The sequence below is a fragment of the Micrococcus sp. KRD012 genome, from assembly GCF_017168555.1.
In the GTDB taxonomy this organism is placed as follows: Bacteria; Actinomycetota; Actinomycetes; order Actinomycetales; family Micrococcaceae; genus Micrococcus; species Micrococcus luteus.
The window spans coordinates 260936-286092 of the sequence record NZ_JABFBB010000003.1 but is presented as its reverse complement, the minus strand read 5'-3'; the positions used below and the strand labels follow the sequence as shown (position 1 = coordinate 286092).

27 protein-coding genes are annotated in these 25157 nt (G+C 73.4%); 22 read left to right on the top strand and 5 right to left on the bottom strand.

Going from position 1 to position 25157, the window contains the following annotated elements; genetic code table 11:
- Positions 1 to 2 precede the first annotated feature (2 nt).
- The 11 genes from J1M37_RS01750 to J1M37_RS01700 all read left to right on the top strand — a co-directional run bounded on the left by J1M37_RS01750 (position 3) and on the right by J1M37_RS01700 (position 9341).
- Positions 3 to 1142 (top strand): MraY family glycosyltransferase, encoded by a 1140-nt coding sequence (locus J1M37_RS01750; protein WP_049147157.1) that lies wholly within the window; start codon positions 3 to 5, stop codon positions 1140 to 1142.
- Positions 1139 to 1573 (top strand): hypothetical protein, encoded by a 435-nt coding sequence (locus J1M37_RS01745; RefSeq protein WP_036341344.1) that lies wholly within the window; start codon positions 1139 to 1141, stop codon positions 1571 to 1573. The genes J1M37_RS01750 and J1M37_RS01745 overlap by 4 nt, the downstream gene beginning before the upstream one ends.
- A 231-nt stretch (positions 1574 to 1804) precedes the next feature.
- Positions 1805 to 2605 carry a F0F1 ATP synthase subunit A gene (atpB, locus tag J1M37_RS01740; RefSeq protein WP_036382182.1) on the top strand — a complete coding sequence of 267 codons (801 nt, stop codon included), beginning with the start codon at positions 1805 to 1807 and terminating at the stop codon, positions 2603 to 2605.
- A gap of 150 nt (positions 2606 to 2755) precedes the next feature.
- Complete coding sequence (locus J1M37_RS01735; protein ID WP_002857264.1) at positions 2756 to 2971, top strand: ATP synthase subunit C; 216 nt, start codon at positions 2756 to 2758, stop codon at positions 2969 to 2971.
- An 84-nt stretch (positions 2972 to 3055) separates the two neighbouring features.
- Entirely contained in the window at positions 3056 to 3610 is a 555-nt protein-coding gene (locus tag J1M37_RS01730) for a F0F1 ATP synthase subunit B (protein ID WP_002857262.1), read from the top strand.
- Entirely contained in the window at positions 3607 to 4422 is an 816-nt protein-coding gene (locus J1M37_RS01725) for a F0F1 ATP synthase subunit delta (protein ID WP_052833434.1), read from the top strand. The genes J1M37_RS01730 and J1M37_RS01725 overlap by 4 nt, the downstream gene beginning before the upstream one ends.
- Positions 4423 to 4512: 90 nt before the next feature.
- Positions 4513 to 6147: a F0F1 ATP synthase subunit alpha gene (atpA, locus tag J1M37_RS01720; RefSeq protein WP_036334989.1), complete on the top strand. Its 1635-nt coding sequence runs from the start codon at positions 4513 to 4515 to the stop codon at positions 6145 to 6147.
- 83 nt (positions 6148 to 6230) lie between these two features.
- Positions 6231 to 7124: a F0F1 ATP synthase subunit gamma gene (locus tag J1M37_RS01715; protein ID WP_041103232.1), complete on the top strand. Its 894-nt coding sequence runs from the start codon at positions 6231 to 6233 to the stop codon at positions 7122 to 7124.
- 53 nt (positions 7125 to 7177) lie between these two features.
- Positions 7178 to 8635 (top strand): F0F1 ATP synthase subunit beta, encoded by a 1458-nt coding sequence (atpD, locus tag J1M37_RS01710; protein WP_073115742.1) that lies wholly within the window; start codon positions 7178 to 7180, stop codon positions 8633 to 8635.
- Positions 8636 to 8641: 6 nt separating this feature from the next.
- Positions 8642 to 8917: a F0F1 ATP synthase subunit epsilon gene (locus J1M37_RS01705; protein WP_002857254.1), complete on the top strand. Its 276-nt coding sequence runs from the start codon at positions 8642 to 8644 to the stop codon at positions 8915 to 8917.
- 34 nt (positions 8918 to 8951) lie between these two features.
- Positions 8952 to 9341 carry a DUF2550 family protein gene (locus J1M37_RS01700; protein ID WP_225348404.1) on the top strand — a complete coding sequence of 130 codons (390 nt, stop codon included), beginning with the start codon at positions 8952 to 8954 and terminating at the stop codon, positions 9339 to 9341.
- A 14-nt stretch (positions 9342 to 9355) separates the two neighbouring features.
- Here the strand turns inward: J1M37_RS01700 and nucS are convergent, their stop codons facing one another.
- On the bottom strand, positions 9356 to 10051 hold the full coding sequence (nucS, locus tag J1M37_RS01695) for an endonuclease NucS (protein ID WP_002857250.1): 696 nt from the start codon (positions 10049 to 10051) through the stop codon (positions 9356 to 9358).
- Positions 10052 to 10103: 52 nt separating this feature from the next.
- Between nucS and J1M37_RS01690 the strand changes: the two genes are divergently transcribed.
- Positions 10104 to 10463: a hypothetical protein gene (locus J1M37_RS01690; RefSeq protein WP_049161478.1), complete on the top strand. Its 360-nt coding sequence runs from the start codon at positions 10104 to 10106 to the stop codon at positions 10461 to 10463.
- 34 nt (positions 10464 to 10497) lie between these two features.
- On the opposite strand, the gene J1M37_RS01685 is transcribed toward J1M37_RS01690, so the two are convergent.
- Positions 10498 to 11820, bottom strand: coding sequence for an AI-2E family transporter (locus J1M37_RS01685; protein ID WP_073115738.1), 1323 nt, complete (start codon positions 11818 to 11820; stop codon positions 10498 to 10500).
- Between the two features lie 125 nt (positions 11821 to 11945).
- Between J1M37_RS01685 and J1M37_RS01680 the strand changes: the two genes are divergently transcribed.
- The 6 genes from J1M37_RS01680 to J1M37_RS01655 all read left to right on the top strand — a co-directional run bounded on the left by J1M37_RS01680 (position 11946) and on the right by J1M37_RS01655 (position 19619).
- Entirely contained in the window at positions 11946 to 12902 is a 957-nt protein-coding gene (locus tag J1M37_RS01680; protein WP_223247526.1) for a co-chaperone YbbN, read from the top strand.
- Positions 12903 to 12966: 64 nt separating this feature from the next.
- Complete coding sequence (locus J1M37_RS01675; RefSeq protein WP_073115736.1) at positions 12967 to 13791, top strand: ABC transporter ATP-binding protein; 825 nt, start codon at positions 12967 to 12969, stop codon at positions 13789 to 13791.
- Positions 13782 to 15383, top strand: coding sequence for a Tat (twin-arginine translocation) pathway signal sequence (locus J1M37_RS01670; RefSeq protein ID WP_206452001.1), 1602 nt, complete (start codon positions 13782 to 13784; stop codon positions 15381 to 15383). Before J1M37_RS01675 ends, J1M37_RS01670 begins: the two co-directional genes overlap by 10 nt.
- 23 nt (positions 15384 to 15406) lie before the next feature.
- A complete protein-coding gene (locus J1M37_RS01665) occupies positions 15407 to 15751 on the top strand; it encodes a DUF3039 domain-containing protein (RefSeq protein WP_010079007.1) in 345 nt (114 codons plus the stop codon).
- The gene (locus tag J1M37_RS01660) at positions 15744 to 17564 is read left to right on the top strand and encodes a DEAD/DEAH box helicase family protein (RefSeq protein ID WP_206452000.1); all 1821 of its coding nucleotides are present in this window, start codon (positions 15744 to 15746) and stop codon (positions 17562 to 17564) included. Before J1M37_RS01665 ends, J1M37_RS01660 begins: the two co-directional genes overlap by 8 nt.
- 105 nt (positions 17565 to 17669) lie before the next feature.
- Positions 17670 to 19619 carry a heavy metal translocating P-type ATPase gene (locus J1M37_RS01655; RefSeq protein WP_206451999.1) on the top strand — a complete coding sequence of 650 codons (1950 nt, stop codon included), beginning with the start codon at positions 17670 to 17672 and terminating at the stop codon, positions 19617 to 19619.
- Between the two features lie 9 nt (positions 19620 to 19628).
- Here J1M37_RS01655 and J1M37_RS01650 read toward each other — a convergent pair whose 3' ends face one another.
- From J1M37_RS01650 to J1M37_RS01640, 3 genes are all read right to left on the bottom strand, one after another.
- The gene (locus tag J1M37_RS01650) at positions 19629 to 19982 is read right to left on the bottom strand and encodes a GNAT family N-acetyltransferase (RefSeq protein WP_044659194.1); all 354 of its coding nucleotides are present in this window, start codon (positions 19980 to 19982) and stop codon (positions 19629 to 19631) included.
- A 149-nt stretch (positions 19983 to 20131) separates the two neighbouring features.
- Positions 20132 to 20815: an isochorismatase family protein gene (locus J1M37_RS01645; protein WP_036313018.1), complete on the bottom strand. Its 684-nt coding sequence runs from the start codon at positions 20813 to 20815 to the stop codon at positions 20132 to 20134.
- A gap of 3 nt (positions 20816 to 20818) precedes the next feature.
- On the bottom strand, positions 20819 to 22171 hold the full coding sequence (locus tag J1M37_RS01640) for a nicotinate phosphoribosyltransferase (protein WP_036313014.1): 1353 nt from the start codon (positions 22169 to 22171) through the stop codon (positions 20819 to 20821).
- 64 nt (positions 22172 to 22235) lie between these two features.
- Between J1M37_RS01640 and clpS the strand changes: the two genes are divergently transcribed.
- From clpS to J1M37_RS01620, 4 genes are read left to right on the top strand one after another with little or no spacing between them, the layout of a single operon-like run.
- Positions 22236 to 22598 carry an ATP-dependent Clp protease adapter ClpS gene (clpS, locus tag J1M37_RS01635; RefSeq protein ID WP_002857236.1) on the top strand — a complete coding sequence of 121 codons (363 nt, stop codon included), beginning with the start codon at positions 22236 to 22238 and terminating at the stop codon, positions 22596 to 22598.
- Positions 22599 to 22606: 8 nt separating this feature from the next.
- On the top strand, positions 22607 to 23374 hold the full coding sequence (locus J1M37_RS01630) for a DUF2017 family protein (RefSeq protein ID WP_036313009.1): 768 nt from the start codon (positions 22607 to 22609) through the stop codon (positions 23372 to 23374).
- The gene (gene murI / locus J1M37_RS01625; RefSeq protein WP_041103213.1) at positions 23371 to 24303 is read left to right on the top strand and encodes a glutamate racemase; all 933 of its coding nucleotides are present in this window, start codon (positions 23371 to 23373) and stop codon (positions 24301 to 24303) included. Before J1M37_RS01630 ends, murI begins: the two co-directional genes overlap by 4 nt.
- Entirely contained in the window at positions 24300 to 25115 is an 816-nt protein-coding gene (locus J1M37_RS01620; protein WP_041103211.1) for an MBL fold metallo-hydrolase, read from the top strand. Before murI ends, J1M37_RS01620 begins: the two co-directional genes overlap by 4 nt.
- Positions 25116 to 25157: the final 42 nt, after the last annotated feature.

Below are 25157 nucleotides of genomic sequence, written 5' to 3'. Positions count from 1 at the left end.
CCATGCGCGCGTATCTCGTCCTGGTCGTGGTCACGGCCGTCGCCTGCGGGGCCCTGACGCCCCTCATGCGCCGGCTGGGGCTGCGCGCGCGCGTGTTCACCCCGCTGCGCCAGCGGGACGTGCACCGGCACCCCGTGCCGAAGCTGGGCGGCGTGGCCATGGCCGCAGCCGTGTTGGTGGGATTCGCCGTCGGGGGAGTCGTGCCGTTCCTCCAGGGGATCTACGCGGACGACGCCGCGATGCGCGGGCTCCTGGTCGCCGTCGCCGTCGTGCTCGTCGTGGGCATCGCCGACGACATGTGGGACCTGCGCTGGTGGGTGAAGATGGCCGGCCAGGTGCTGGCCGGACTCGCGGTGGCCCTGGGCGGGATCCGCATCGAGGCGATGCCGGTGGGCTGGATCCCGGTGGGGAACGAGACCACGCAGGTCATCCTCACGGTGTTCGCCGTGGTGCTGACGATGAACGCGATCAACTTCGTGGACGGCCTGGACGGCCTGGCGGCGGGCGTCGCGCTGATCGGCGGCTCGGCCTTCTTCGTCTACTCGTATCTGCTGACGCGGACCATCAACCAGTTCGACTACGCCAACCTCGCCACCCTGCTCATGGCCCTGCTCGTCGGCGCGTGCGTGGGCTTCCTGCCGTGGAACCTGGCCCCGGCCCGCATCTTCATGGGCGAGGTGGGGGCCATGCTCATCGGCCTGCTGATGGCCGCGGCCGCGGTCGCCGTGACCGCCGACGTCAACGCCCTGGACGGGATGCGCTTCCGCAACGTCCCCGCCTACATGCCGATCCTGCTGCCCGTCGCCGTCCTCGCCCTGCCGCTCGCGGACCTCGCCCTGGCCGTGCTGCGACGGACGGCCAAGGGCACCAGCCCCTTCTCGGCGGACCGCGGGCACCTGCACCACAAGCTCGTGGACGGCGGCTACACCCAGGCGCAGGCCGTCGCGCTGCTCTGGCTCTGGGCGTTCCTCGTGGCATGGGGTGCGGTGTCCCTGAACTTCGTGGACCCCATGATCGTCCTGCCCGTGCTCGCCGTGGCCCTGGCCGGAGCCGGCTACCTCACCCTGCATCCGATCGTGGAGCGCCGTCGCGCGGTCCGGAACGACGCCGCGGCCCACCCGGACGAGCGGGGGGACGCGTGACCGGGGCGGGAGGTCGCCGACGCCGGCGCCGCTGGGAGAACCGCCGTGGCTGGTGGGGGATCCTCGGGTGGTCCCTGGCCGCGGCGGGGGCTGCCCTGGCGATCACGTGCGCCGCGTGGCTGCTCTCCGCCGGCGGGGAGGCGGCCGGGAGCGCCCTGCTGGGCGGCGGCGCGGTGCTTGCGCTCTCGGCGCTCACCGGGGCGACGACGGCACTCGTGTGGGACCGGGCGCGCGAGGCGGCGCTGCCGGTCAGCGTGGGGCTGTTCGTGCTCAAGATCGCGGTGTTCGCGGTGCTGCTGGGGGTCCTGCCCCGCCCCGGCTGGGTCCGGGCGGACGCGGCGGCGATCGCCGCCCTCGTGACGATCCTCGTCTGGCAGGCCGCGGAGGTCCTCGTCTTCGCGCGGACCCGCCGCGGGATCTACGCCGACTGACCCGCCCGAGGGGCGAAGACACCGAGCCGGGGGCCATGTCGTGGGCCCCGTCTGCGGTACGGAGCACGGGTCACCGTTTGGTATCGTTGGCGGCGAACACTTCGACGGCGCCCACCTGCCGCCATCCGTGTCTCGCATCGCACCGGTACCCCCGCAATGTCGCGGCGCCCGCCTGTGGTCCGGGGACGAGGCTGCGGTCCCGTCGACTGCATCACTTCGGAGAGGAACCGCGTGCTGACCCTCGTGCTGGCCAACGCATCATTCGTGCCCCCCACCATCTCTGATGGTCACCTCCCGGAGATCTTCCCCTGGGGTGCGGAGTACGGCACCGGCTTCGGCAAGCAGATGCTGCTCGTCCTGCTCTCCGTGGTGCTCATCACCGCCTTCTTCGCGTGGGCCATGCGCCGTCCCCGGCTCGTGCCCGGCAAGGCCCAGTGGCTCGCCGAGTCCGGCTACTCCTTCGTCCGGAACGACATCGCGAAGGACATCCTGGGCGAGAAGAACTTCAAGCAGTGGGTCCCGCTGCTCTTCTCCATCTTCTTCTTCGTGCTGCTGAACAACCTGTTCGGCGCCATCCCGGTGCTGCAGCTGCCGACCTTCTCCCACGCGGGCGCCGCCTACGGCCTGGCCCTCATCGTCTACGCGATCTGGATCGGCGTCGGCATCAAGCGCCACGGCGTGCGCTACCTGAAGCTGGCCGTCGTGCCCTCGGGTGTGCCCGGCTGGATCCTGCCGCTGCTCGTGCCGCTGGAGATCATCTCCAACTTCATCGTGCGCCCGCTGACCCACTCCCTGCGTCTGATGGCCACCATGCTCTCCGGCCACATGATCGTGATGCTCGCCGGCGCCGGCGCCGCCTACCTGATCACGCAGACCGGCAGCCTGGCCCTGCAGGGCACCGGCATCCTGGTCATCCTCGGCTCGGTGGCCCTGTACTTCCTCGAGCTGCTGATCATGTACCTGCAGGCCTTCGTCTTCACGCTGCTGACCGCGATCTACATCCAGGGCGCGATCGACGCGAACGACCACTGATCTTCCGGGGCCGCCTCGGGCACGACCCAGGCGGCTGCGGTACGGCGGGAGAGCCCGCCACCAGTCTTCCCGGCCCTCCGCAGGAGGACCACCCGGGAGGCCGACCCTCCACAACCCGGCCGGACACCTCGGCCTCGTGAAAGGAACACCATGGAACTGCACGGTTCGCTCAACATGATCGGCTACGGCCTCGCCGCCATCGGCTCCGCCATCGGCGTGGGCCTGATCTTCGCCGCCTACATCAACGGCGTCGCCCGTCAGCCGGAGGCCCAGCGCATCCTGCAGCCGATCGCCCTCCTGGGCTTCGCGCTCGCCGAGGCCCTCGCCATCCTGGGCCTCGTCTTCGCCTTCGTCATCGGCGCCTGACGCGCCGCGTCCACGGAGCGCCCGCACGGTGAGACCGTCGGTGCTCCCTCTCCACAGGACTCTTGACCGAAGGATGGTTGAAACATGATCAGCAACGGACTGATCCTCGCGGCGGCTGAGGGGGCCAACCCCCTGATCCCCAACCCGTGGGAGATCCTCGTCGTCGTGGTGGGCTTCGCCCTGCTCATGTTCATCGTCATCAAGTTCATCGTCCCGACCCTCGAGAAGTCCTACCAGGACCGTGTCGAGGCGATCGAGGGCGGTCTGGCCAAGGCTGAGAAGGCCCAGGCCGAGGCGAACGCGATGATGGCGGACTACGAGTCGCAGCTGGCGGACGCCCGCACCGAGGCGAACCGCATCCGCGAGGATGCCCGCACCGAGGCCGCCGAGATCGTGGCCGAGGCGCGCGAGCGCGCGACCGCCGAGGCGACGCGCATCTCCGAGCAGGCGCAGGCGCAGATCGCCGCCGAGCGTCAGCAGGCCGCCGCGCAGCTCAAGGGCGAGGTCGGCTCGCTGGCCACGACCCTGGCCGGCAAGATCGTGGGCGAGTCCCTCGAGGACGACGCCCGCTCGCAGCGCGTGGTCGACCGCTTCCTGGCTGACCTGGACCGTCACCAGAGCGCAGGTGTCGCCGAATGATGACGGGCGCATCGAGGGACTCCCTGGCCGCCTCCCTGGAGGCCGTCGGTCCGGTGCTGGACGAGGGCGGCGTGGCCCTGGCACGCGAGCTGTTCGGCGCGCTGGACGTGGTGGACGAGCACGGCGCCCTGCGCCGCGCCCTGACCGACCCCGCCTGGACCACCGAGCGCCGTCACGGCCTCGTCGACTCGCTGTTCGGCGCCCGGGTGACCCCCGGTGCACTGCAGGTCCTCAAGGACCTGGCCGGCCGCCGCTGGTCGGCGGAGCGCGATCTCGGGGACGCCCTCGAGACGGTGGCCGCGCACGCGGCCGCCGCGGAGGCCGCACGCGGCGGACACGCGGGCCTGGCCGCCCTCTCGGGCGAGCTGCTGGCCTTCAACCGCACGGTGGAGGACTCGCACGAGGTGCAGCGGGCGCTCACCGATCAGCACGCACCCCTCGAGGCACGGGCCGCTCTGGCCGGTCGTCTCCTGGGCGAGTCGGCCAGCCCGGCCGGCCGACTGCTGGTCGAGCGCGCCGTCTCGGCCCCGCGCGGCCTGAAGCCGTCGGCCGCGGTCCGCAAGGCCGCGGACGTCGTCGCCGAGCGGCAGCGCCAGTGGATCGCCGAGGTGACCGTGGCCCGGCCGCTCGAGGCCGAGCAGCAGGAGCGGCTGGCCCTGGGCCTGCGCCGCGCCTTCGGCCGCGATCTCGTCATGGACGTGACGGTGGACCCCCACGTGGTGGGCGGCATCCGCGTCCAGGTCGGCGACGACGTCGTCGACGGGTCCATGGCCTCGCGCCTCCACGACCTCCAGCGGCGGATGGCCGGCTGACGCCGGCTCCCGCCCGCATCCGGAACACCCACGAACGTAAGCATCATCGTCACGTCGATGATCACCAAGCACAGAGAGCAGGGACTGCAGATGGCCGAATTGACCATCAACGCTGACGATGTCCGCAATGCCTTGAACGATTTCGCGGCATCGTACGAACCGTCGGGCACCGATCGCACCGAGGTCGGCCGTGTCATCTCCGCGGCGGACGGCATCGCTCGTGTGGAGGGTCTGCCCTCCGTCATGGCGAACGAGCTGCTGCGCTTCGAGAACGGCATCCAGGGCCTGGCCCAGAACCTCGACACCCGCGAGATCGGTGTCGTCGTCCTCGGCGAGTTCCAGGAGATCCGCGAGGGCATGGAGGTGCAGCGCACCGGCGAGATCCTCTCCGTCCCGGTGGGCGACGCCTTCCTGGGCCGTGTGGTGGACCCGCTGGGCCAGCCCATCGACGACCTGGGCCCGATCGAGGCCGAGGGCCGCCGTGCCCTCGAGCTGCAGGCGCCGACCGTGACCGAGCGCAAGTCGGTCCACGAGCCGCTGCAGACCGGCATGAAGGCCATCGACGCCATGATCCCGATCGGCCGTGGCCAGCGTCAGCTGATCATCGGTGACCGCCAGACCGGCAAGACCGCGATCGCCGTCGACACGATCCTCAACCAGAAGGCCAACTGGGAGTCGGGCGACGTCGAGAAGCAGGTCCGCTGCGTCTACGTGGCCGTGGGCCAGAAGGCCTCCACCATCGCCGGCGTCCGCGCCACGCTGGAAGAGCACGGCGCTCTGGAGTACACCACCATCGTGGCCTCCCCGGCGTCCGACCCGGCCGGCTTCAAGTACCTCGCCCCCTACGCCGGCTCGGCCATCGGCCAGCACTGGATGTACGGCGGCAAGCACGTGCTGATCATCTTCGACGACCTGTCGAAGCAGGCCGAGGCCTACCGCGCCGTCTCCCTGCTGCTGCGCCGCCCGCCGGGCCGCGAGGCCTACCCGGGTGACGTCTTCTACCTGCACTCCCGGCTCCTCGAGCGCTGCGCCAAGCTCTCGGACGAGATGGGCGCGGGCTCGATGACCGGCCTGCCGATCATCGAGACCAAGGCGAACGACGTGTCGGCCTACATCCCGACCAACGTCATCTCCATCACCGACGGCCAGATCTTCCTGCAGTCGGACCTGTTCAACGCCAACCAGCGTCCCGCCGTGGACGTGGGCATCTCGGTGTCCCGCGTGGGCGGCGCCGCCCAGGTCAAGGCCATGAAGAAGGTCTCCGGCACGCTGAAGCTGGACCTGGCGCAGTACCGCGACCAGCAGGCGTTCTCCATGTTCGCCTCCGACCTGGACCCGGCCACCCGCCGCCAGCTCGCCCGCGGTGAGCGCCTCATGGAGCTGCTCAAGCAGCCGCAGTACTCGCCCTACCCGGTCGAGGAGCAGGTCGTGTCCATCTGGGCCGGCTCCAAGGGCCACCTCGACGAGGTGCCGGTGCAGGACGTGCTGCGCTTCGAGCGCGAGTTCATCGACCACCTGCGTCGCCACACCTCCGTCCTGACCGACATCGCCTCCACCGGCAAGCTCGAGGACGGCACCGTGTCCGCGCTCGAGTCGGCCGTCGCCGAGTTCTCCAAGGGCTTCCAGTCCTCCGAGGACGGCGGCGTGCAGGCCGGCCACGAGGAGCACCGCGCGATCGAGCAGGACCAGGTCGCGCAGGAGCAGATCACCAAGCAGAAGCGCTGACCGCCGGTCGGTGAGGGAGCGGTCCGGCGTCGGACCCCACGGGGACGACGCCGGGCCGCCCTCCCGCCAGGGAAAGGACCACCATGGGAGCCCAGATCCGGGTCTACCGTCAGAAGATCGCGTCGACGTCGTCGATGAAGAAGATCTTCAAGGCGATGGAGCTGATCGCCACGTCTCGCATCACCAAGGCACGTGAGCGCGTCAGCGCGTCGCTGCCCTACGCGAACGCGATCACCCGCGCCGTCTCGGCCGTGTCGAGCCAGCACGACATCGATCATGTCCTCACCACGGAGCCCGAGAACCCGACCCGGGCGGCCGTGCTCATCATGTCCTCGGACCGCGGCCTCGCCGGCGCGTACTCCGCGAACGTGCTGCGCAAGGCCGAGCAGCTCCTCACCCGCCTCGGCGAGGAGGGCAAGGACGTGGACGTGTACGTCGTCGGCCGCAAGGCGCAGACGTACTTCGACTTCCGCGGCCGCGGCTACAAGAAGCTGTGGACCGGTCAGACGGACGCCCCCGTCGCCGAGCGCGCCGCCGAGATCGGCGAGGTGCTCGTGGATGCGTTCCTCACGGACACGGCGGACGGCGGCGTGGACGAGATCCACGTCGTGTTCACCGAGTTCGTCTCGCTCGTGAAGCAGAACCCCCACGTGGTGCGCCTGCTGCCCCTCGAGGTCGTCGAGGAGGAGGCCGCCACCGCCGAGGACGTGCTGCCGCTCTACGAGTACGAGCCGGACGCGGAGGAGGTCCTCGACGCGCTGCTGCCCAAGTACATCGAGTCGCGCATCTTCAACGCGATGCTGCAGTCGGCGGCCTCGGAGCTCGCCAACCGTCAGCGCGCCATGAAGTCGGCGGGCGACAACGCCACGAGCCTCATCAAGGACTACACCCTCCTGATGAACAACGCCCGTCAGGCCGAGATCACCCAGGAGCTCACCGAGCTCATCGCGGGCGCGGACGCGCTCAACAACTCCTGAGCCCGTTCGGGACTCACCAGACTCGCCATCCACACACGATAGAAGTGAGAGAGATGACTGCCACCATCACTGACCAGGGCACCGGGACCCCCACCGGCGGTGCCACCGGACGCGTGTCCCGCGTCATCGGCCCCGTGATCGACGCCGAGTTCCCGGCCAACGCGATGCCGGAGATCTACAACGCGCTGACCACCGAGATCGACCTCAACGGCCAGCGCCGCACGGTCACCTTCGAGGTCGCCCAGCACCTCGGCGACAACATGGTCCGCGCCATCTCCCTGCAGTCCACCGACGGCCTGGTGCGCGGCACCGACGTCGTGGACACCGGCGCCCCCATCTCGGTGCCGGTCGGCGACGCCGTGAAGGGCCACATCTTCAACGTGCTCGGCGAGACCCTGGACATGCCGACCTCGCAGCTGCAGGCCGAGGACCGCTGGCCGATCCACCGCCCGGCCCCGAACTTCGCCTCCCTCGAGGGCTCCACCGAGATGCTGGAGACCGGCATCAAGGTCATCGACCTGCTGACCCCCTACATCAAGGGCGGCAAGATCGGCCTGTTCGGCGGCGCCGGCGTGGGCAAGACCGTGCTCATCCAGGAGATGATCACCCGTGTGGCCCGCAACTTCGGCGGCACCTCCGTGTTCGCCGGCGTCGGCGAGCGCACCCGTGAGGGCAACGACCTCTGGGTCGAGATGGACGAGGCGGACGTCCTGAAGGACACCGCCCTCGTGTTCGGCCAGATGGACGAGCCGCCGGGCACGCGTCTGCGTGTGGCCCTGTCCGCGCTGACCATGGCGGAGTACTTCCGCGATGTGCAGAACCAGGACGTGCTGCTGTTCATCGACAACATCTTCCGCTTCTCGCAGGCCGGCTCCGAGGTCTCCACGCTGCTGGGCCGCATGCCCTCCGCCGTGGGTTACCAGCCGAACCTGGCGGACGAGATGGGCGTGCTCCAGGAGCGCATCACCTCGACCCGCGGCCACTCCATCACCTCGATGCAGGCCGTGTACGTCCCCGCGGACGACTACACCGATCCGGCCCCGGCCAACGTGTTCGCGCACCTGGACGCGACCACCAACCTGACCCGTGACCTCGCGTCCCGTGGCCTGTACCCGGCCGTGGACCCGCTGGCCTCGACCTCGCGCATCCTCGACCCGCAGTACGTGGGCCAGGAGCACTACGACGTCGCCATCCGCGTGAAGCAGATCCTGCAGAAGAACAAGGAGCTGCAGGACATCATCGCGATCCTCGGCGTGGACGAGCTCTCCGAGGAGGACAAGATCACCGTGGGCCGCGCCCGCAAGATCGAGCAGTTCCTCTCGCAGAACACCTACACCGCCAAGCAGTTCACCGGCGTCGAGGGCTCCACCGTGCCGGTCAAGGACACCGTCGAGGGCTTCAAGGCCATCGCCGACGGCGACCTGGACCACGTCGCGGAGCAGGCCTTCTACAACGTGGGCGGCCTGGACGACGTCGAGCGCGAGTGGGCCAAGATCCAGGCCGAGGGCTGATCGATCATGGCTGAGCTCAACGTCGAGATCGTCTCCGAGGAGCGGTCCATCTGGTCGGGCGCCGCGTCGGCCGTGTCGGCGCGCACCGTCAACGGTGAGATCGGCATCCTCCCGGGCCACACCCCGATGCTCGCCGTCCTCGGCGACGGCGAGGTCGTGGTGCGCACCACGGACGGCGGCACCGTCACCGCGCAGGCCCACGGCGGCTTCTTCTCCGTGGACCACGACCGTGTCGTGATCGCCGCGACGTCCGCCCGGCTGGGCGACGCCGCGGCGGCCTGACGCGGCGCGGCAGGACCTGACGGTGGAGGGCCCGGTGCTCATCGCCTCGGCGGCCGTGGGGGCAGTCATCGTGCTGTCGGCACTCGCCCTGGTGATGCGGCGCCGGGCCCTCGCCCGTGTCACGGCCGCCTTCCCGGCGGTCCTGGAGCGGGAGGGCCCAGGGCGTGAGCGTGTGATCGGCGTGTACGACGAGTCCCGCCTGCGCCTCACCGGGGGCTGGCGCCTCTCGCGGGAGCGCTGGAGCGCGGACCGGAGCCGCCTGCAGATCGACCGCCTCCCGGCGGACGAGGCCGGCCGGGCCGTCCTGGAGCTGAGCGCCGGCACACGTCCGGTGCGCGTCGTCGTCGACCCCGACGACGCCGGCGCCCTGCGCGCCTGGAGCGAGGCGGGGCCGTCCGCGGCGTCGTCCTTCTGGCGCCGCTGAGCCCGCCCGGCCCCTCAGAACAGGCGGGACTCGGCGTCGTCCACGCCGCGCATCGCGTCGTAGTCGAGGGTGACGCAGCGGATGCCGCGGTCCTCGGCGAGGGTGCGGGCCTGGGGCTTGATCTGCTGGGCCGCGAACACGCCGCGCACGGGCGCCAGGAGCGGGTCCCGGTTCATCAGCTCGAGGTAGCGGGTGAGCTGCTCGACCCCGTCGATGTCCCCGCGGCGCTTGAGCTCGACCGCCACGGTGCCGCCGTCGGCGTCGCGGGCCAGGATGTCCACGGGGCCGATCGCCGTCATGTACTCGCGGCGCACGAGGGTGTGGCCGTCGCCGAGCAGGCTGATCTGCTCGGCCAGCAGACGCTGCAGATCCGCCTCCACGCCGTCCTTGACGAGGCCGGGGTCCACGCCGAGCTCGTGGGAGTCGTCCGCCAGGACCTCCTCGATGAGCACGATGAGCCGGTCATCGGACTTCTTGGCCTGCACGCGCCAGACCTGCGTCACCCCCTGGTCGGCCTGATCGGGGGAGGGCTCCTCCACGTGCAGGGTCGCGGGCGGCGACATCCAGTTGAGGGGCTTGTAGGAGCCGCCGTCGGAGTGCACCAGCACCGAGCCGTCCGCCTTCACCATGAGCAGGCGGGTGGCGGTGGGCAGGTGGGCGTTCAGGCGGCCCTCATAGGTCACGGAGCAGCGGGCAATGACGAGTCGCACCGGTCCATCCTAGGCGGACCGCGCCCACCCGCTCGTGTGCCAGCATGGGGGCATGCCCCGTTCGAACCGCCCCCGCCGCTCGTCCGCGCCTCGGCGGAGCGAGCGCGGGGCCTCCGGCGCCTCCCGGCGGTCCCGGCCGTCGCCGGGGCGCGCCGACCCGCTCGAGGAGCTCCTCGGCCTGGACGCGGGCTACTCGCGCCAGTCCGGGTCCGACGGCGGATGGCACGTCCGGCAGATCCCCGCGTGGCGCGCGGTGAAGGACTACACGTGCCCCGGCTGCGGCCGGGTGATCCGGCAGGGCCAGGCGCACCTCGTGGCCTGGCGCGCGGACTGGATCATGGGGGACGAGGACGCGGGGGCGGACCGGCGGCACTGGCACCCGGTGTGCTGGCGCACCCGACCGGGCCGCTGACCGCGACGGTCCGGGCCGCGCCGCCGTCGTGGGCCTACCGGGCGTCCTGGCGGGGGATGAAGACCTCGCGGACCAGCAGCAGCAGCGCGGCGGCGAGCGGGATCGCCATGAGGGCGCCGAGGACGCCGAGCAGCGCGCCTCCGGCGATCACCGCGATCACGGCCACGGCCGCCGGCACGGACACCGCGCGCGCCATGACGCGCGGCGAGATGACGTAGGCCTCGATCTGCAGATAGACGAAGTAGATGGCCGCGAACACGGCGGCGGTCTGCCACGACGTCAGCAGGCTCACGAGGGTCAGCAGCGTGCCGCCGATCGCGGCGCCCACCAGCGGGATGAACGCCATGAAGGCGGCGATCGCGGCGAGCAGGACGGCGAAGGGGGCGCCGGCGATGGCCAGCGCCGTGAACGCCACCGCGCCGTTGAGGGCGGCCACGAAGGACTGGCCCATCACGTAGTGGCCGACCGAGGAGGTGATCTGCTCGGACAGCGCCTCGATGCGGGGCCGGCGCGAACGCGGTGCGAGCCGGTAGGCCCAGTACTTCATGTGCGGCAGGGAGGAGAGGAAGTACAGCGTCAGCACGACCACCACGAGCACCGAGAAGACGGCGTTCAGCACGGTCTGGCCGAAGCCGAGGAGCCCGCCGAACAGGTCGGTGACGGCGACGCCGTCGGCGGCGAGGCGCTCGGTCTGGGCGCGGACGGCCTCCTGGAGGTGGAACTCCTCGTCGAGCTGCACGAACCACTCGGCGGTCATCACCCCGTCGATGATGGCCGGCAGGTCCTGGACCAGCTGCGTGGACTGCTCGATCACCGTGGGGACCAGGAGGGCGACGAACGCCCCGGCCACGGCGGCCAGGCCGAGCGCGGCCGTGAGCACGCCGACCCAGCGGGGCGCGCCCCAGGACTCGACCCGGCGCACCAGCGGATCCAGGCCCAGGGCGATGAACAGGGCCGCGGCGATCCACACGATGAGCTGTCCGTTCGTGCGCAGCACCGAGACGACGCCGATGGCCAGGGCCACGCCGACTGCGAGCAGGAAGCCGGTCAGCACGGGGGACTCGACGACCACGGCCGCGACCGCCGGATCCTCGGCGCCGTCGACGGGGACCGACTCGGGGTCCACCCGGTCCTCCTCGAGGAAGGGACGGCGCCGCCGCAGGACCGAGCCCAGGCGGGGCAGTCGACGACGCCCGGCGGGCGCCGGCCCGTGCGACCGCGGCGCGGCGGCCACCCCGACCGGCTCCACGGGGACGCCGGCCACGGGCGGCTGCTCGGCGCCCTCGGGCTCGGCCGGGGCGCGGACGTCGGCGACGCCGGTGGCATCCGGGCCGGATGCGGTCTCCTTCTCCTCCACGCGCTCAGCGTACGTCAGGGCCCCGGCCTGACCGCGCCGCGCCCGGGAGGCTACCGTGGGGCCCAGTGACAACGCCCCTCGCCCCGGCGACGGGGCGGCCCCGGACCGGAAGGATCGTGACCGACGTGACCGCCCAGCCCCCCTCCGACGCCCCGTCCCACCTGCGCGGCGCCGTCGACCTGTCCTCGCTCGGCACCCCGGCCCCGGCCGGGCGCACCGCGCCGGGGGCCGACGCCGGCGCCGGCGGCGGCTCGTGGGTGATCGCGGACGCCGACCAGGGTCTGCTGCAGCAGCTGGTCCAGCTCTCCGCCCAGGTGCCGGTGCTGCTGCACCTGCACGTGCCCGGGGATGCGGCGAGCGAGGCGCTCTACCGCCAGTTCGCGGACGCGGCCGACGCCCAGGCGGGACGGCTCGTGCTCGCGCGTCTGGACGTGGCGAAGGAGCCCGCAGTGCTGCAGGCGCTCGGCCTGGGGGCCGGCCCCGCGGTCATGGCCGTGGTGGCGGGGCAGCCGGTGCCGCTGGTCAATCAGGAGGTGCCGGAGGAGACGCTGCGCCAGCTCATGGGGGAGATCCTCGAGGTGGCCCGTCAGAACGGCGTCGCCGGCACCGTGCCCCCCGTCGCCCCGGCGCGCCAGGACGCCGACGCCGCGGCTGCGGAGGCTCCGCCCGTGCCGCCGCTGCACCGGGCCGCCCATGAGGCCCTCGCCGCCGATGACCTGCCCGGGGCCGTCTCGGCGTGGGAGGCGGCGCTGGCCGACAGCCCCGCGGACGCCGTGGCCCAGCAGGGCCTGTCGGCGGCCCGCCTCATGCTGCGCACCCGTGACGCCGACGCCGCGGCGGTGCGCGCGGCCGCCGCGGACGGCCCGGACGACGTCGCCGCCCAGCTCGCCGTCGCGGACCTGGACGTGCTCGGCGGCCACGTGGAGGACGCCTTCGCCCGGCTCGTGCGGTTCATCGCCCTCCACCCCGGCGACGACCGGGAGACGGCGCGCGCCCACCTCGTGGACCTCTACACCGTGGTGGGCACGGACGACCCCCGTGTGCAGGCCTCGCGGCGCCGGCTGGCCGCAGCGCTGTTCTGAGGGGCCCACGGTTCATCCTTGAGGGGGTCGCCGTGGCCGCCTGACGGTGGGTAACGTCCCAGGCATGACTCCGCACGAGCCTGAGCCTGCCCCCGCCCACCTCGCGGCCGCCGCCCGTCGGCGCGCGGCGGACGCCCCCGATCCGGACCTCGCCCTCGTCACGCGCGGGCTGACCCAGCGGTTCGGGGACAAGCTGGCGCTCGACGCGCTGGACCTGGACGTCCCGGCCGGATCGTTCTTCGGGGTGGTCGGGCCCAACGGGGCGGGCAAGACCACGGCCCTGTCGATGGCCACCGGGCTGCTGCGCCCGGACCACGGCCGCGCCTGGATCCACGGCGTCGACGTGTGGGAGCAGCCCCTCGAGGCCAAGCGACGGGTCGGCGTGCTCGCCGACGGCGTGCGCACCTTCGACCGCCTCACGGGCGCGCAGCTCGTGACCTACGCCGGGCTGCTGCATGGCCTCGACGCGGACACCGTGGCCGAGCGGACCGCGGACCTGCTGCGGGTGATGGACCTGGAGGACGCCGGCCGCAAGCTCGTGGCCGACTACTCCGCCGGCATGACCAAGAAGGTGTCCCTGGCGGCCGCCATGGTCCACGCCCCGGACCTGCTCGTCCTGGACGAGCCGTTCGAGGCCGTGGACCCGGTCTCCGCCGCGAACATCCGGGACATCCTGCACTCGTACGTGGAGCGGGGCGGCACCGTGATCGTCTCGAGCCACGTGATGGACCTCGTCCAGCGCATGTGCACCCACGTCGCCGTGATCGCGGCCGGGACGCTGCGGGCCGCCGGCACGCTCGAGGAGGTCCGGGACGGGCACGACCTCGAGGACCGCTTCGTGGACCTCGTCGGCGGCCGCCACGGCTCGGAGGGGCTGGCATGGCTCTGACGCTCGTCCGACTGCGCTGGACGCTGACCCTGAACCAGTGGCGGCGGTCCCCGTTCACCCTGGTGATGAGCGTGCTCGGCGCGCTGTACGTGCTCGGCATGGCCGCCGTGGCGGTGACGCTGCTCGTCACGGGCCTGCCCGCCCTGCCGGACGAGGCCCGCGGCGCCACGACCGTGCTGGCCGCCGCCGTCGTGGTGCTCGCCTGGCTCGTCATCCCGCCGTTCGTCACGGGCGTGGACGCCACCCTCGACCCGCACAGCTTCGTGCTCTTCCCCGTCCCGGCCCGCACCCTCATCGCCGGTCTGGTCCTGAGCGCCTTCACGACGCCGGTCGGGCTCGCCACGCTGACCGTGCTGGTGGGCCTGGGGGCCAGCTGGTGGGACCGGCCGGCCGCGCTGGCGGCGGGCCTGGCCGGGGGCGCGCTCACCGCGGTGACCGCCGTGGCGATCGGCTCCGGCCTCGCCGGCCTCCTGGCCGCCTACGCGAGCCGGCGTCGGGTGCGGGACGTCGTCTCCGTCCTGCTGTTCATCCCGCTCATGCTCGGCGGCGTCGCCCTCTCGCAGGCCATCGCATCGTTCGAGGACTTCCTGGCGATCGCGCCCCAGGTCGCCCGCGGCGCGGCGTGGACCCCGTTCGGGGCGGGCCCCGCCGCGGCGTGGGCGGCCGCCGAGGGCCGCGGCGCCGCCGTCGCGCTCCACCTCGCGGTGGCGGCGGCCTGGTGCCTGGCCGCCCTGGCCCTGTGGCACCTGGCCGTGCGCCGCACCGTGGAGCCGGTGGCCGTGGGCGGCGGTCGGTCCCGCCGCGTCGCCGCGGGAGCGGACCCGACGCCGCTGCGCTGGCTGGGCCGACCGGCCACGGGCCCGCGCACCGCGATCGCGGCCCGCGCCCAGCGCTACTGGCTGGCCGATCCGCGGTACGCGGCCGGGCTCATCATCATCCCGCTCATGGCCGTCCTGCTGTGGTTCACCGGGGGCATGGCCGCGGAGGGGGGTCCCGGACTGGGCCTGCTGCTGATCCTCGGGCCGATCACCGCCTGGTCCCTGGCCTACTCGATCTCCGCGGACATCGCCTACGACCACACGGCGTTCCACCTGCACGTCGTCTCGGGCGTGCGGGGCGTGGACGACCGCTGGGGCCGGGTCCTGGGCCTGGCGGGCTGGGGCGTGCCGATGATCCTGCTCGTGACGACGGCGACGGTGGCGGCGGCGGGGGACTGGTCCCTGCTGGCGCCGATGCTGGGCCTGGCCCTCGGCCTGTTCGGGACGACCGCCGGGCTGTCCGCGTTCGTCTCCGCCCGTTTCGTGTACCCCGTGCCGAAGCCGGGAGACAGCCCGTTCAAGACGCCGCAGGGCGCGGCCATGCGCACGATGCTCGTCCAGGGCGCCGCGATGCTGGTCAGCCTGGCGCTCGCGGTGCCGTTCCTGGTGCCCTTCGTGGTCCGGCTCGTCACCGGGGCCGCCGTGTGGGGGTGGGTGACGGTGGCCCTCGGGCTCGTGTGGGGCGTCGTCGCGCTGTGGCTGGGCGTGCGCGTGGTGGCGCGCTGGTACGACCGCGCGCAGGCCGAGACCTACCAGGCCGTGGCCGCCTTCTGAGGGGCGCGGCTAGACTGGCCCGCATGAGTGTGACCGGCGAACCCGACCTGAACGACCCCTTCGCGCCCGCCGGCGGCGGCACGTCCGTCCTCGAGCGTGAGGAGCTGCGCCAGGAGATCGAGCCGGGCGACCACGAGCGCTTCGCCCATTACGTCCGCAAGGAGAAGATCACGGAGTCCGCCGTCACCGGCGCCCCCGTGATCGCCCTGTGCGGCAAGGTGTGGGTGCCGGGCCGGGACCCGAACAAGTTCCCCGTATGCCCCACGTGCAAGGAGATCTACGAGGGCCTGCGCGAGCCGCAGGACGGCGGCGACGGCGACGGCGGCGGCAAGCGCGGTGGCTGGTTCGGAGGCCGCGGCCGTGGCTGACGGCCGCTCCCTGACGAGCGGCACCCCGGACGGCAGCGTCCAGCACGACCTGTTCCACATCGGCGAGGACCTTCCCCCCGCCATGCCCGAGCGCGCGGCGTGGGGGACGGCCCCCAAGCTGCGCCAGTGGCAGCAGGAGGCGCTGGAGCGCTACCTCCAGACCTCCCCGCAGGACTTCCTGACGGTCGCGACCCCCGGCGCGGGCAAGACGACGTTCGCGCTGCGCGTGGCCAAGATCCTGATGGACTCCGGCGTCGTGCAGCGGCTGACCGTCGTCGCGCCCACGGACCACCTCAAGCGCCAGTGGGCGGACAACGCCGCGCGCGTGGGCATCGCGATCGACCCGAACTTCAAGAACGCCGACGGGCGGCACGGCGCCGAGTACCGCGGGGTGGCGCTGACGTACGCCCAGGTGGCGAACAAGCCCGTCCTGCACCGCAACCGCACCGAGGCCGCCAAGACGCTGGTGATCCTGGACGAGATCCACCACGGCGGCGACGCCCTGAGCTGGGGCGAGGGCATCCGTGAGGCGTTCGAGCCGGCCACGCGGCGGCTGTCCCTGACCGGCACCCCCTTCCGCTCGGATACCGCCTCCATCCCCTTCGTCCGCTACGAGCTCGGCCAGGACGGCATCGAGCGCTCCAAGGCCGACTACACGTACGGCTACGGGCCGGCGCTGCGGGACCATGTGGTGCGCCCGGTGATCTTCATGGCCTACTCCGGGCAGATGCGCTGGAAGACCTCCACCGGCGAGGTCATGGAGGCTCAGCTCGGCGAGGCCGCCACGAAGGACATCACCGCCTCCGCCTGGCGGACCGCGCTGGACCCGGCGGGAGAGTGGATCCCCTCGGTGCTGCGCGCGGCCGACCGGCGGCTCAGCGAGGTGCGCCGCAACGTGCCCGACGCCGGCGGCCTCGTGATCGCCTCGGACCACCAGGACGCGCGCGCGTACGCCGCGCAGCTCGAGGCGCTGACCGGCCAGCGGCCGGCCGTGATCCTCTCGGACGACAAGGGCGCCTCGGATCGCATCGAGGAGTTCGCCGCGTCGGACGAGCGGTGGATGGTGGCGGTGCGCATGGTGTCCGAGGGCGTGGACGTGCCCCGCCTGTGCGTGGGCGTGTACGCCACGTCCACGTCCACGCCCCTGTTCTTCGCCCAGGCCGTGGGCCGCTTCGTGCGCTCCCGCCGGCGTGGGGAGACCGCCTCGGTGTTCCTGCCGTCCGTGCCCGCGCTCATGCTGCTGGCCAACGAGATGGAGCTCGAGCGGGACCACGCGCTGGACCGCAAGGAGGGCGCCGTCGACGTCGAGGACCTCGAGGACGCCCCCGAGGAGGACCTCATCGCGGAGGCCAACCGGGCCGAGAGCGGCTCGGACGCGCTGACGCGGGAGAAGTTCGAGGCCCTCGAGTCCCGGGCGAGCTTCGACAAGGTGCTCTTCGACGGCGGCGAGTTCGGCCTCGGCGGCGCCGTCGGCTCGGAGGAGGAGCAGGACTTCCTCGGCATCCCGGGCCTGCTGGACGCCGAGCAGGTCTCCGCCCTGCTGCGGCAGCGGCAGGCCGAGCAGATCCAGCGCCGGCCGCGTGCGCAGGCGGCCGAGCCCGCCGACGTCGTGGACCACCGGCGGATGAAGGAGCTGCGCTCCGAGCTGTCCAAGACGGTGTCCGCCTGGGCGGCCCGTTCCGGCCAGCCGCACGGGGTGATCCACAACCGCCTGCGGGAGATCTCCGGCGGCCCCGCCGTGGCCCAGGCCTCCCGCGAGCAGCTGGAGAAGCGGCTGAGCACCCTGCGCGGGTGGTTCGTCGGCCGGACCTGAGGTCCGCCGGGAGCGCGGGGGCGCCCGCGGGCCGAGGTTCGCCTCCCCTGGCTGGCACCCGGCACGGGGACGGGCTGGAATGGGGGCACGATGTCAGGAGTCGCCATGCCCGTGTCCGCCCCGTCCCCGTCGTCGTCGCGCCCCGCCGTCCTCGGCTTCGCCGCGCGGTACCCGTGGGTGCTCGCGACGCTGGTCGTCGTCGCCCTCACCCTCGGCCTGCACCTGGCGGGGGCGGAGGATCCCGCGCGCTGGATCGCCTCGGCGTACGCCCTGGTGGTGGCCGCGTGGACCTCGGTCGGCATGGTCAGGGACCTCATGCGCGGGCACTGGGGTGTGGACGTCCTCGCCGTCACCGCGATCGTCGCCACCGTGCTGGTGGGGGAGCACCTCGCCGCCGTGCTCGTCTGCCTGATGCTCACCGGCGGGGAGGCCCTCGAGGACTACGCGGCCGGCCGTGCCCGGCGGGACCTGTCCGCCCTGCTGGACCGCGCCCCGCAGCGCGCGCACCGCCTGCGCCCGGACGGCTCCGTGGAGGACGTGCCGGTGGAGGAGGTGCGTGCCGGCGACCGGCTCCTGGTGCGTCCCGCCGAGGTGCTTCCCGTGGACGGCACCGTGGCCTCCGCCGAGGACGGCGGGGAGGTCGCCGTGGACCTGGACGAGTCCTCCCTGACCGGCGAGTCCCTGCCCGTGACGCACCGCACCGGCTCGGCCGTGATGTCCGGCGCGCTCAACGGCACCCGCGCCTTCGTGCTCGAGGCGACCGCCTCCGCGGCCGACTCGCAGTACGCGGCCATCGTCTCCCTCGTGCAGCAGGCGGCCGAGTCCCGCGCCCCCATGGTGCGCCTGGCCGACCGCTACGCCGTGCCGTTCACCGCCGTCGCCTACCTGATCGCCGGCCTGGCCTGGTGGCTGTCCCAGGACCCGGTCCGCTTCGCTGAGGTGCTCGTGGTGGCCACGCCGTGTCCGCTGCTCATCGCCGCTCCGGTGGCCTTCCTCGGCGGCATGTCCCGCGCCGCCACGTCCGGGGTGATCGTGAAGTCGGGCGGGACCATCGAGGCCCTCGGCTCCGTGCAGACCGTGGGCTTCGACAAGACCGGCACCCTCACCGCCGGCCGTCCCGAGCTGGTCGGCGTGCGCCCGGCCGCCGGCTTCGCCCAGGACGAGCTGCTGCGCCTGGCCGCCTCCGCCGAGCAGTACTCCGTGCACGTCCTCGCCGACGCCATCCGGGCGGCGGCCGAGGAGCGCGGGCTGTCCCTGGCGACCGCGCAGGATGCCACGGAGGAGGCCACCCACGGCGTCGTGGCGGTGCTCGAGGGTCGGCGCGTCGTCGTCGGCAAGCGCGCCTACGTCGCGCAGGCCGCCCCGGACACCGTCACCGCCGACCTCGCCCCCGGCCAGTCCGCCGTCTACGTGGCCGTGGACGGCGCCTTCGCCGGCGTCCTGCTGCTGGCCGACCGCATCCGCCCCGAGTCCGCCGCCACCGTGCAGGCGCTCCACCGCCTCGGCGCACGCCAGGTCCTCATGCTCACCGGCGACGCCGAGGCCACCGGACGGCACATCGCCGGGGAGGCGGGCATCGACGAGGTCCACGCGGACCTGCTGCCCGCGGACAAGGTCCGCCTGCTCTCCGAGCGCCCGGAGCGCCCGGTGATGATGGTCGGCGACGGCGTCAACGACGTCCCCGTGCTCGCCGCCGCGGACGTGGGCGTGGCCATGGGCGCCCGCGGCTCGACCGCCGCCTCCGAGTCCGCCGACGTGGTGGTGCTCGCCGACGACGTCTCCAAGGTCGCCGTCGCCGTGGCCGCCGGCCAGCGCACCCTGCAGGTGGCCACGCAGTCGATCTGGGTCGGCATCGCGCTCTCCCTGGTCCTGATGGTCATCGCCGCCACGGGCGCCATCCCGGCCCTGGTCGGCGCGCTGTTCCAGGAGCTCGTGGACGTCGTGGCCATCGTCAACGCGCTGCGCGCCATGAAGCCCGGCCCGCACGAGGCCGAGCGGCTCGGCGATCTCGCCGCCGCCCCTGCCCGGGGGGAGCGGCAGGCCGCGTCGGCCTGAGCGCCGGGCTCAGCCGTCCCGGGACTGGAAGCGCACGAAGGCGCGCAGCTCGTCGCCCTCCACGTCACGGGACTCGCGGAATCCATGGGTCTCGTAGAAGGCGCGCTGACGCTCCTCGGTGTCCGTGAGCAGCACGTGCTGACGCACCTGGCCGAACCGGGCGAAGACGCGGCGCAGCAGCTCGGAGGCGATGCCGCGGCGCTGGTGCCCCGGATCCACGAGGATGTCCTGCAGGTAGGCGATGGTGTGGCCGTCGGAGACCACGCGGGCCAGACCGACCAGACGGCCGCCGTCGGCGGCGGGGATCACCCCGGAGAGGTAGCGGATGCCGTCCCGGTCTGCGGCGATGGGGGAGCCGGTCATGGCTGCTCTCCTCGTCTGCGTCGGGCACCGGCTCCGGCACGCCCGCCGGGGCCGCGTGCCCCCATCATGCCGCACGTCGTGACATTCGTCACTGTCCCGACGTGCGGCGCCTCAGGGGCGACGCGGGCGCCGCTCGGGGCCGAACCCGCTCACGAGGTCGCCAGGATGGCCCCGGCGGCCTCCATCTCGTGGAGCGCGGCCTGGGCGGCCGCCTCGTCGACGCCGGCCACCAGGTCGGTCAGCACCGTGACCTCGTAGCCGGCGTCGAGGGCGTCGAGCACGGTGGCGCGCACGCAGTGGTCCGTGGCGATGCCCACCACGGTGATCGCGTCCACGCCCTGCTCGCGGAGCCACTCGTCGAGGCCGGGGGCGCCGGACTCGACGGCGGCCGCGGCCACGGCGGTGGCCCCGTACGGGCCGACGGTCCCGGAGGGGCGCTCGCCCGCGGCCCCGGTCGGGACGGCGTCGGGCTCGCCGAGGGCGCCGTCGAAGCCGGAGTAGGCGTCCGTGTGCAGGCCCTTGAGGAACTCGGCGTCGAGGTGCTCGGCGTCCAGGTCGGGATGCAGCTCGGCGCCGGCGGTGCCGGCCACGCAGTGCACCGGCCAGGTGGTGCGGAAATCCGGCTCGGCGCCGGTGGCCGCGGCGAAGTGCGTGCCCGGGTCGACGTGCCAGTCGCGCGTGGCTGCCACGGACGCGTAGGCGTCCGCGTGCTCGGCCAGGTGCTCGCTGACCCCGGCCGCGACGGCGGCGCCGCCGGTCACGCCGAGGGCGCCGCCCTCGCAGAAGTCGTTCTGCACGTCCACGATCACCAGGGCGCGGTTCAGGTTCTCCATGGGTCAGTCCTCCAGGAAGATGGTCGGGATGGCGGGGTCGCCCGGCTGCAGGCGGCCCACCGAGGCGGGCAGCTCGCGCAGGGAGGCGGCGTGCCGCTCGGCGGCGCGGGTGACGGCCTCGGGGCCGGTCCAGCCCTCGGCCAGCTCGCCGGCGTGCACGAAACGGTGCAGCAGGGGACGGTCGTCGGCGTCGGGCGCGGCGCCGCGGTTGACGCCGATCACCTCGGCGGTGGCCCGGCCCCGCGGGTCGCGGCGGCGCGCGGCCTCCTTGCGGCCGCCCCGGCTGGCCTTGCCGGAACTGGCCTTGGCCACGTCCACCCACGTGCCGTCGTCGTCCTGGCGGGCCACGAGCTTGTAGACCATGGAGGCGGTGGGCGCGCCGGACCCGGTGACCAGGCGCGTGCCCACGCCGTACGAGCTGACGGGGGCGGAGCGCAGGGCGGCGATCGCGTACTCGTCCAGGTCCGAGGTGACCATGATCCCGGTCTCGGTGTTGCCCAGCTCGTCGAGCAGCTCGCGCACGCGGTGAGCCTGGATCACGAGGTCGCCGGAGTCGACCCGGACGTTCCGCAGGGCCGGGCCGGCAACCTCGACCGCGGTGCGCACGCCCTGCTCCACGTCATACGTGTCCACGAGGAGGGTGGTGTCCGCCCCGAGCGCGGCGACCTGGGCCTCGAAGGCGGCGCGCTCCGAGTCGTGCAGCAGGGTGAAGGAGTGGGCGGCGGTGCCGACGGTCGGGATGCCGTACCGGCGGCCCGCCTCGAGGTTCGAGGTGGCGGTGAAGCCCGCGATGGCCGCGGCGCGGGCGGCGGCCACGGCAGACTCCTCGTGCGTGCGGCGCGAGCCCATCTCGGCGCACGGGCGGCCGTCCGCGACGGCCGTCATGCGGGAGGCTGCGGAGGCCACGGCGGAGTCGTAGTTGTAGATGGAGAGCAGGTAGGTCTCCAGGATGCACGCCTCGGCGAACGTCGACTCCACCTGCAGGAGGGGGGAGTGCGGGAAGTAGGCCTCGCCCTCGGCGTAGCCCACGATGTCACCCGTGAACTCGTAGTCGGCGAGCCAGGCCAGCGTGGCGTCGTCGAGGGCGGTGGTGTCCGCGAGGAAGTCGAGCTCGGGCGTGTCGAACCGGAAGCGGGACAGGCCCTCCAGCGCGCGGCCCACGCCGGCCACCACGCCGTAGCGGCGGCCGCTGGGCAGGCGTCGGGTGAACAGCTCGAAGCGGGAGCGGCGGTGCGCGGTGCCGGCCTTCAGCGCGGCCTGGAGCATGGTCAGCTCGTAGTGGTCGGTCATCAGCGCCGTGGGGATCTGCCAGTCGTCGGCGGTCCGCGGGGCGCTGGGCACGGGGTTCTGGCTCACGCCCCCACCCTAGTGGACCGTGGCGGGGCCGGTCCTGGCCCGCCCGCCTCGTACACTGGGGCGCATGTCCGTGCTGACCCGCCACGATCCGTCCGCGCCGCGCGCCGTGCGTCCGGCGCCGGGTGAGTCCGTCCCCGCCGGCGCCACCGACACCGCCCTGCTGGAGCGGCCTCACGAGGACACAGCCCGGGACCGGCCGTGGAACGTGGTGGTGTGGAACGACCCGGTGAACCTGATGAGCTACGTGGCCTACGTGTTCCGCACCCACTTCGGCTACTCCGCGGCCAAGGCGCAGCGGCTCATGCTCGAGGTCCACGAGCGGGGCCGGTCCGTGGTGGCGACGGGCACCAAGGAGAAGGCCGAGCTGCACGTGGGCGCGATGCACGGCTACGGGCTGTGGGCCACGCTGGAGCAGGCGGAGGACTGAGGAGGGGCATGGCAGAACGGTTCCGCTGGACGCGGCGGGGGTACACGGCGCAGCTGGAGCTGCCGGAGGTGCGCCTGCTGCGCGGGCTGGTCAGGGACGTCGTCGCCCTGCTCGAGGGCCGACGCGCGGACGTGCGCCCCGCCGAGGCGGACCCCGCCGAGGCCCCGGCCGCCGAGGACGGCGTCGACACGCCCGAAGATCCCCCGGCGGCGCCGCCGTCCGTGTCCGCCGCGCAGGACGCGGGCCCCGTGGCCGGGTTGGACGCGTCCGACGCCGCGTTCTGGGGGCTGGTCTCCGGGCTGCACCTGAGCCAGGACCCGGAGCCGCAGCGTTCGGCCCCCACCGACCCGGCCGTCGCACGCCTCCTGCCGGATGCGATGCCCCAGGCCGGCGCCGCCGAACAGGGCGCCCACCGGGCCCTGACCGAGGACGCCCTGTCGGAGGGGAAGCTCGCGGACGCGCGCCTGGCACTCGAGCTGCTGCGCTCGACGCGCGTGGAGGTCCCGCACGACCAGGCGCCGGCCTTCGGCCGCGCGCTCAACGACGTGCGCCTCGTCCTCGCGGCCCGCCTGGGCGTCGAGACCGAGGAGGACGCCGCCCGCGTGCACGCCGTGGACGACTGGCGCAGCGCGGAGGACGTCGAGTCCACCATGGCCCTGCTCTACAACTTCACCTCGTGGCTGCTGGAGACGCTCATGACGGAGATGCTCAGCGAGCTGCCCGAGGGCTCGGACGAGTCCGCGCCGGGCGCCGGGGACGCGGAGGGCGAGCAGTGAGCGGCCAGCGCGCCGCCGTGGACGCCGCCGCGCCGATCGGCGTGTTCGACTCGGGCGTGGGCGGGCTGACCGTGGCCCGGGCGATCATGGACCAGCTGCCCCACGAGTCCATCCTCTACGTGGGCGACACGGAGCACTCGCCGTACGGCCCGCGGCCCATCGCCGAGGTACGGGCCCTCGCCCTGGCGATCATGGACGAGCTCGTCGCGCGCGGCGTCAAGGCGCTCGTGATCGCGTGCAACTCCGCGTCGGCCGCCGTGCTGCGCGACGCCCGCGAGCGCTACACGGGAGGCCACGGCATCCCCGTGATCGAGGTGATCCAGCCCGCCGTGCGCCGCGCCGTGGCCGCCACCCGCACGGGCCGGATCGGTGTGATCGGCACCGAGGCGACCGTCGGGTCCCGCGCCTACGAGGACTCGTTCTCGGCCGCCCCGCACCTCGAGATCACCTCGGTCGCGTGCCCGCGGTTCGTGGAGTTCGTGGAGGCCGGCATCACCACCGGCCCCGAACTGCTGGAGACCGCCCGGGAGTACACGGCCCCGCTGCGTGCGGCGGGCGTGGACACCCTCGTGCTGGGATGCACCCACTACCCGCTGCTGACCGGCGCGCTCTCCCTCGTGATGGGGGAGGACGTCACGCTCGTCTCCTCCGCGGAGGAGACCGCCAAGGACCTCTACCGGGAGCTGGTCCGCCTCGGCCTCGAGCACCCCCACTCGGCCGCGGGCTCCGGCCAGGCCACCCGCCACCGCTTCGCCGCCACCGGCGACCCCGACCACTTCCAGGCCCTCGCGCGCCGCTTCCTCGGACCCGAGGTCGAGTCCGTGCGACGCCTGGAGACGATCGGCGCGCCCCGCCCCGCGGCCGCGCCGGTCCCGACGCGCTCGGCGGCCTCCGTCCGGCCGGGCCCCGAGCAGGAGGGTGTGACGTGAAGCTGACCATCATCGGGGCCTCCGGGTCCTTCCCCGGCCCGGGCTCGCCCGCCTCGTGCTACCTCCTCACCGCCGAGGGCGTGGCCGAGGACGGCGTCACCCCGCGCACGTGGCGGATCCTGCTCGACCTCGGCAACGGCGCCCTCGGCGTGCTGCAGCGCTACGTCGAGCTCGAGGACCTGGACGGCATCCTGCTCTCCCACCTGCACCCGGACCACTTCATGGACCTGTGCGGGATGCACGTGGCCATCCGCTGGAACCCGGCCGGCTGGGGACGCGGCCGGCTGCCCGTCTACGGACCCGCCGGCACCGCCGACCGCATCGCCGAGGCGTACGGGATGGACCCCGAGCCGGGGATGCACCAGGACTTCGAGTTCCGGTGCTGGGCCGCCGGCCGCCCCGAGCGGCTCGGTCCGTTCCGGTTCACCCCGGTCCCCGTGCGCCATCCCATCGACGAGGCCTACGCGATCCGGGTCGAGGTGGACCGCGTCGACGACGACGGCGACGTCACCACCCGCGTGCTCACCTACTCCGGGGACACCGACGCGTGTGAGGGGCTCGTCGAGGCCGCGCGGGACGCGGACGTGTTCCTGTGCGAGGCCGCCTTCCACGAGGGCCGGGACGACGGCATCGACGGCGTCCACCTGACCGGCCGACGGGCCGGCGAGACGGCGGCGCAGGCCGGGGCCCGGAAGCTGCTGCTCACACACCTGCCGGTGTGGAACGATCCGCAGCGCGCCGTCCAGGAGGCCCGCGCGGTGTACGACGGCCCGCTGGCCGTCGCCGTCTCGGGGCTGAGCTACGGCGTCTGAGGGCGTGCCTAGACTGGAGGCCATGAGCTCTCCCGCCCCCAC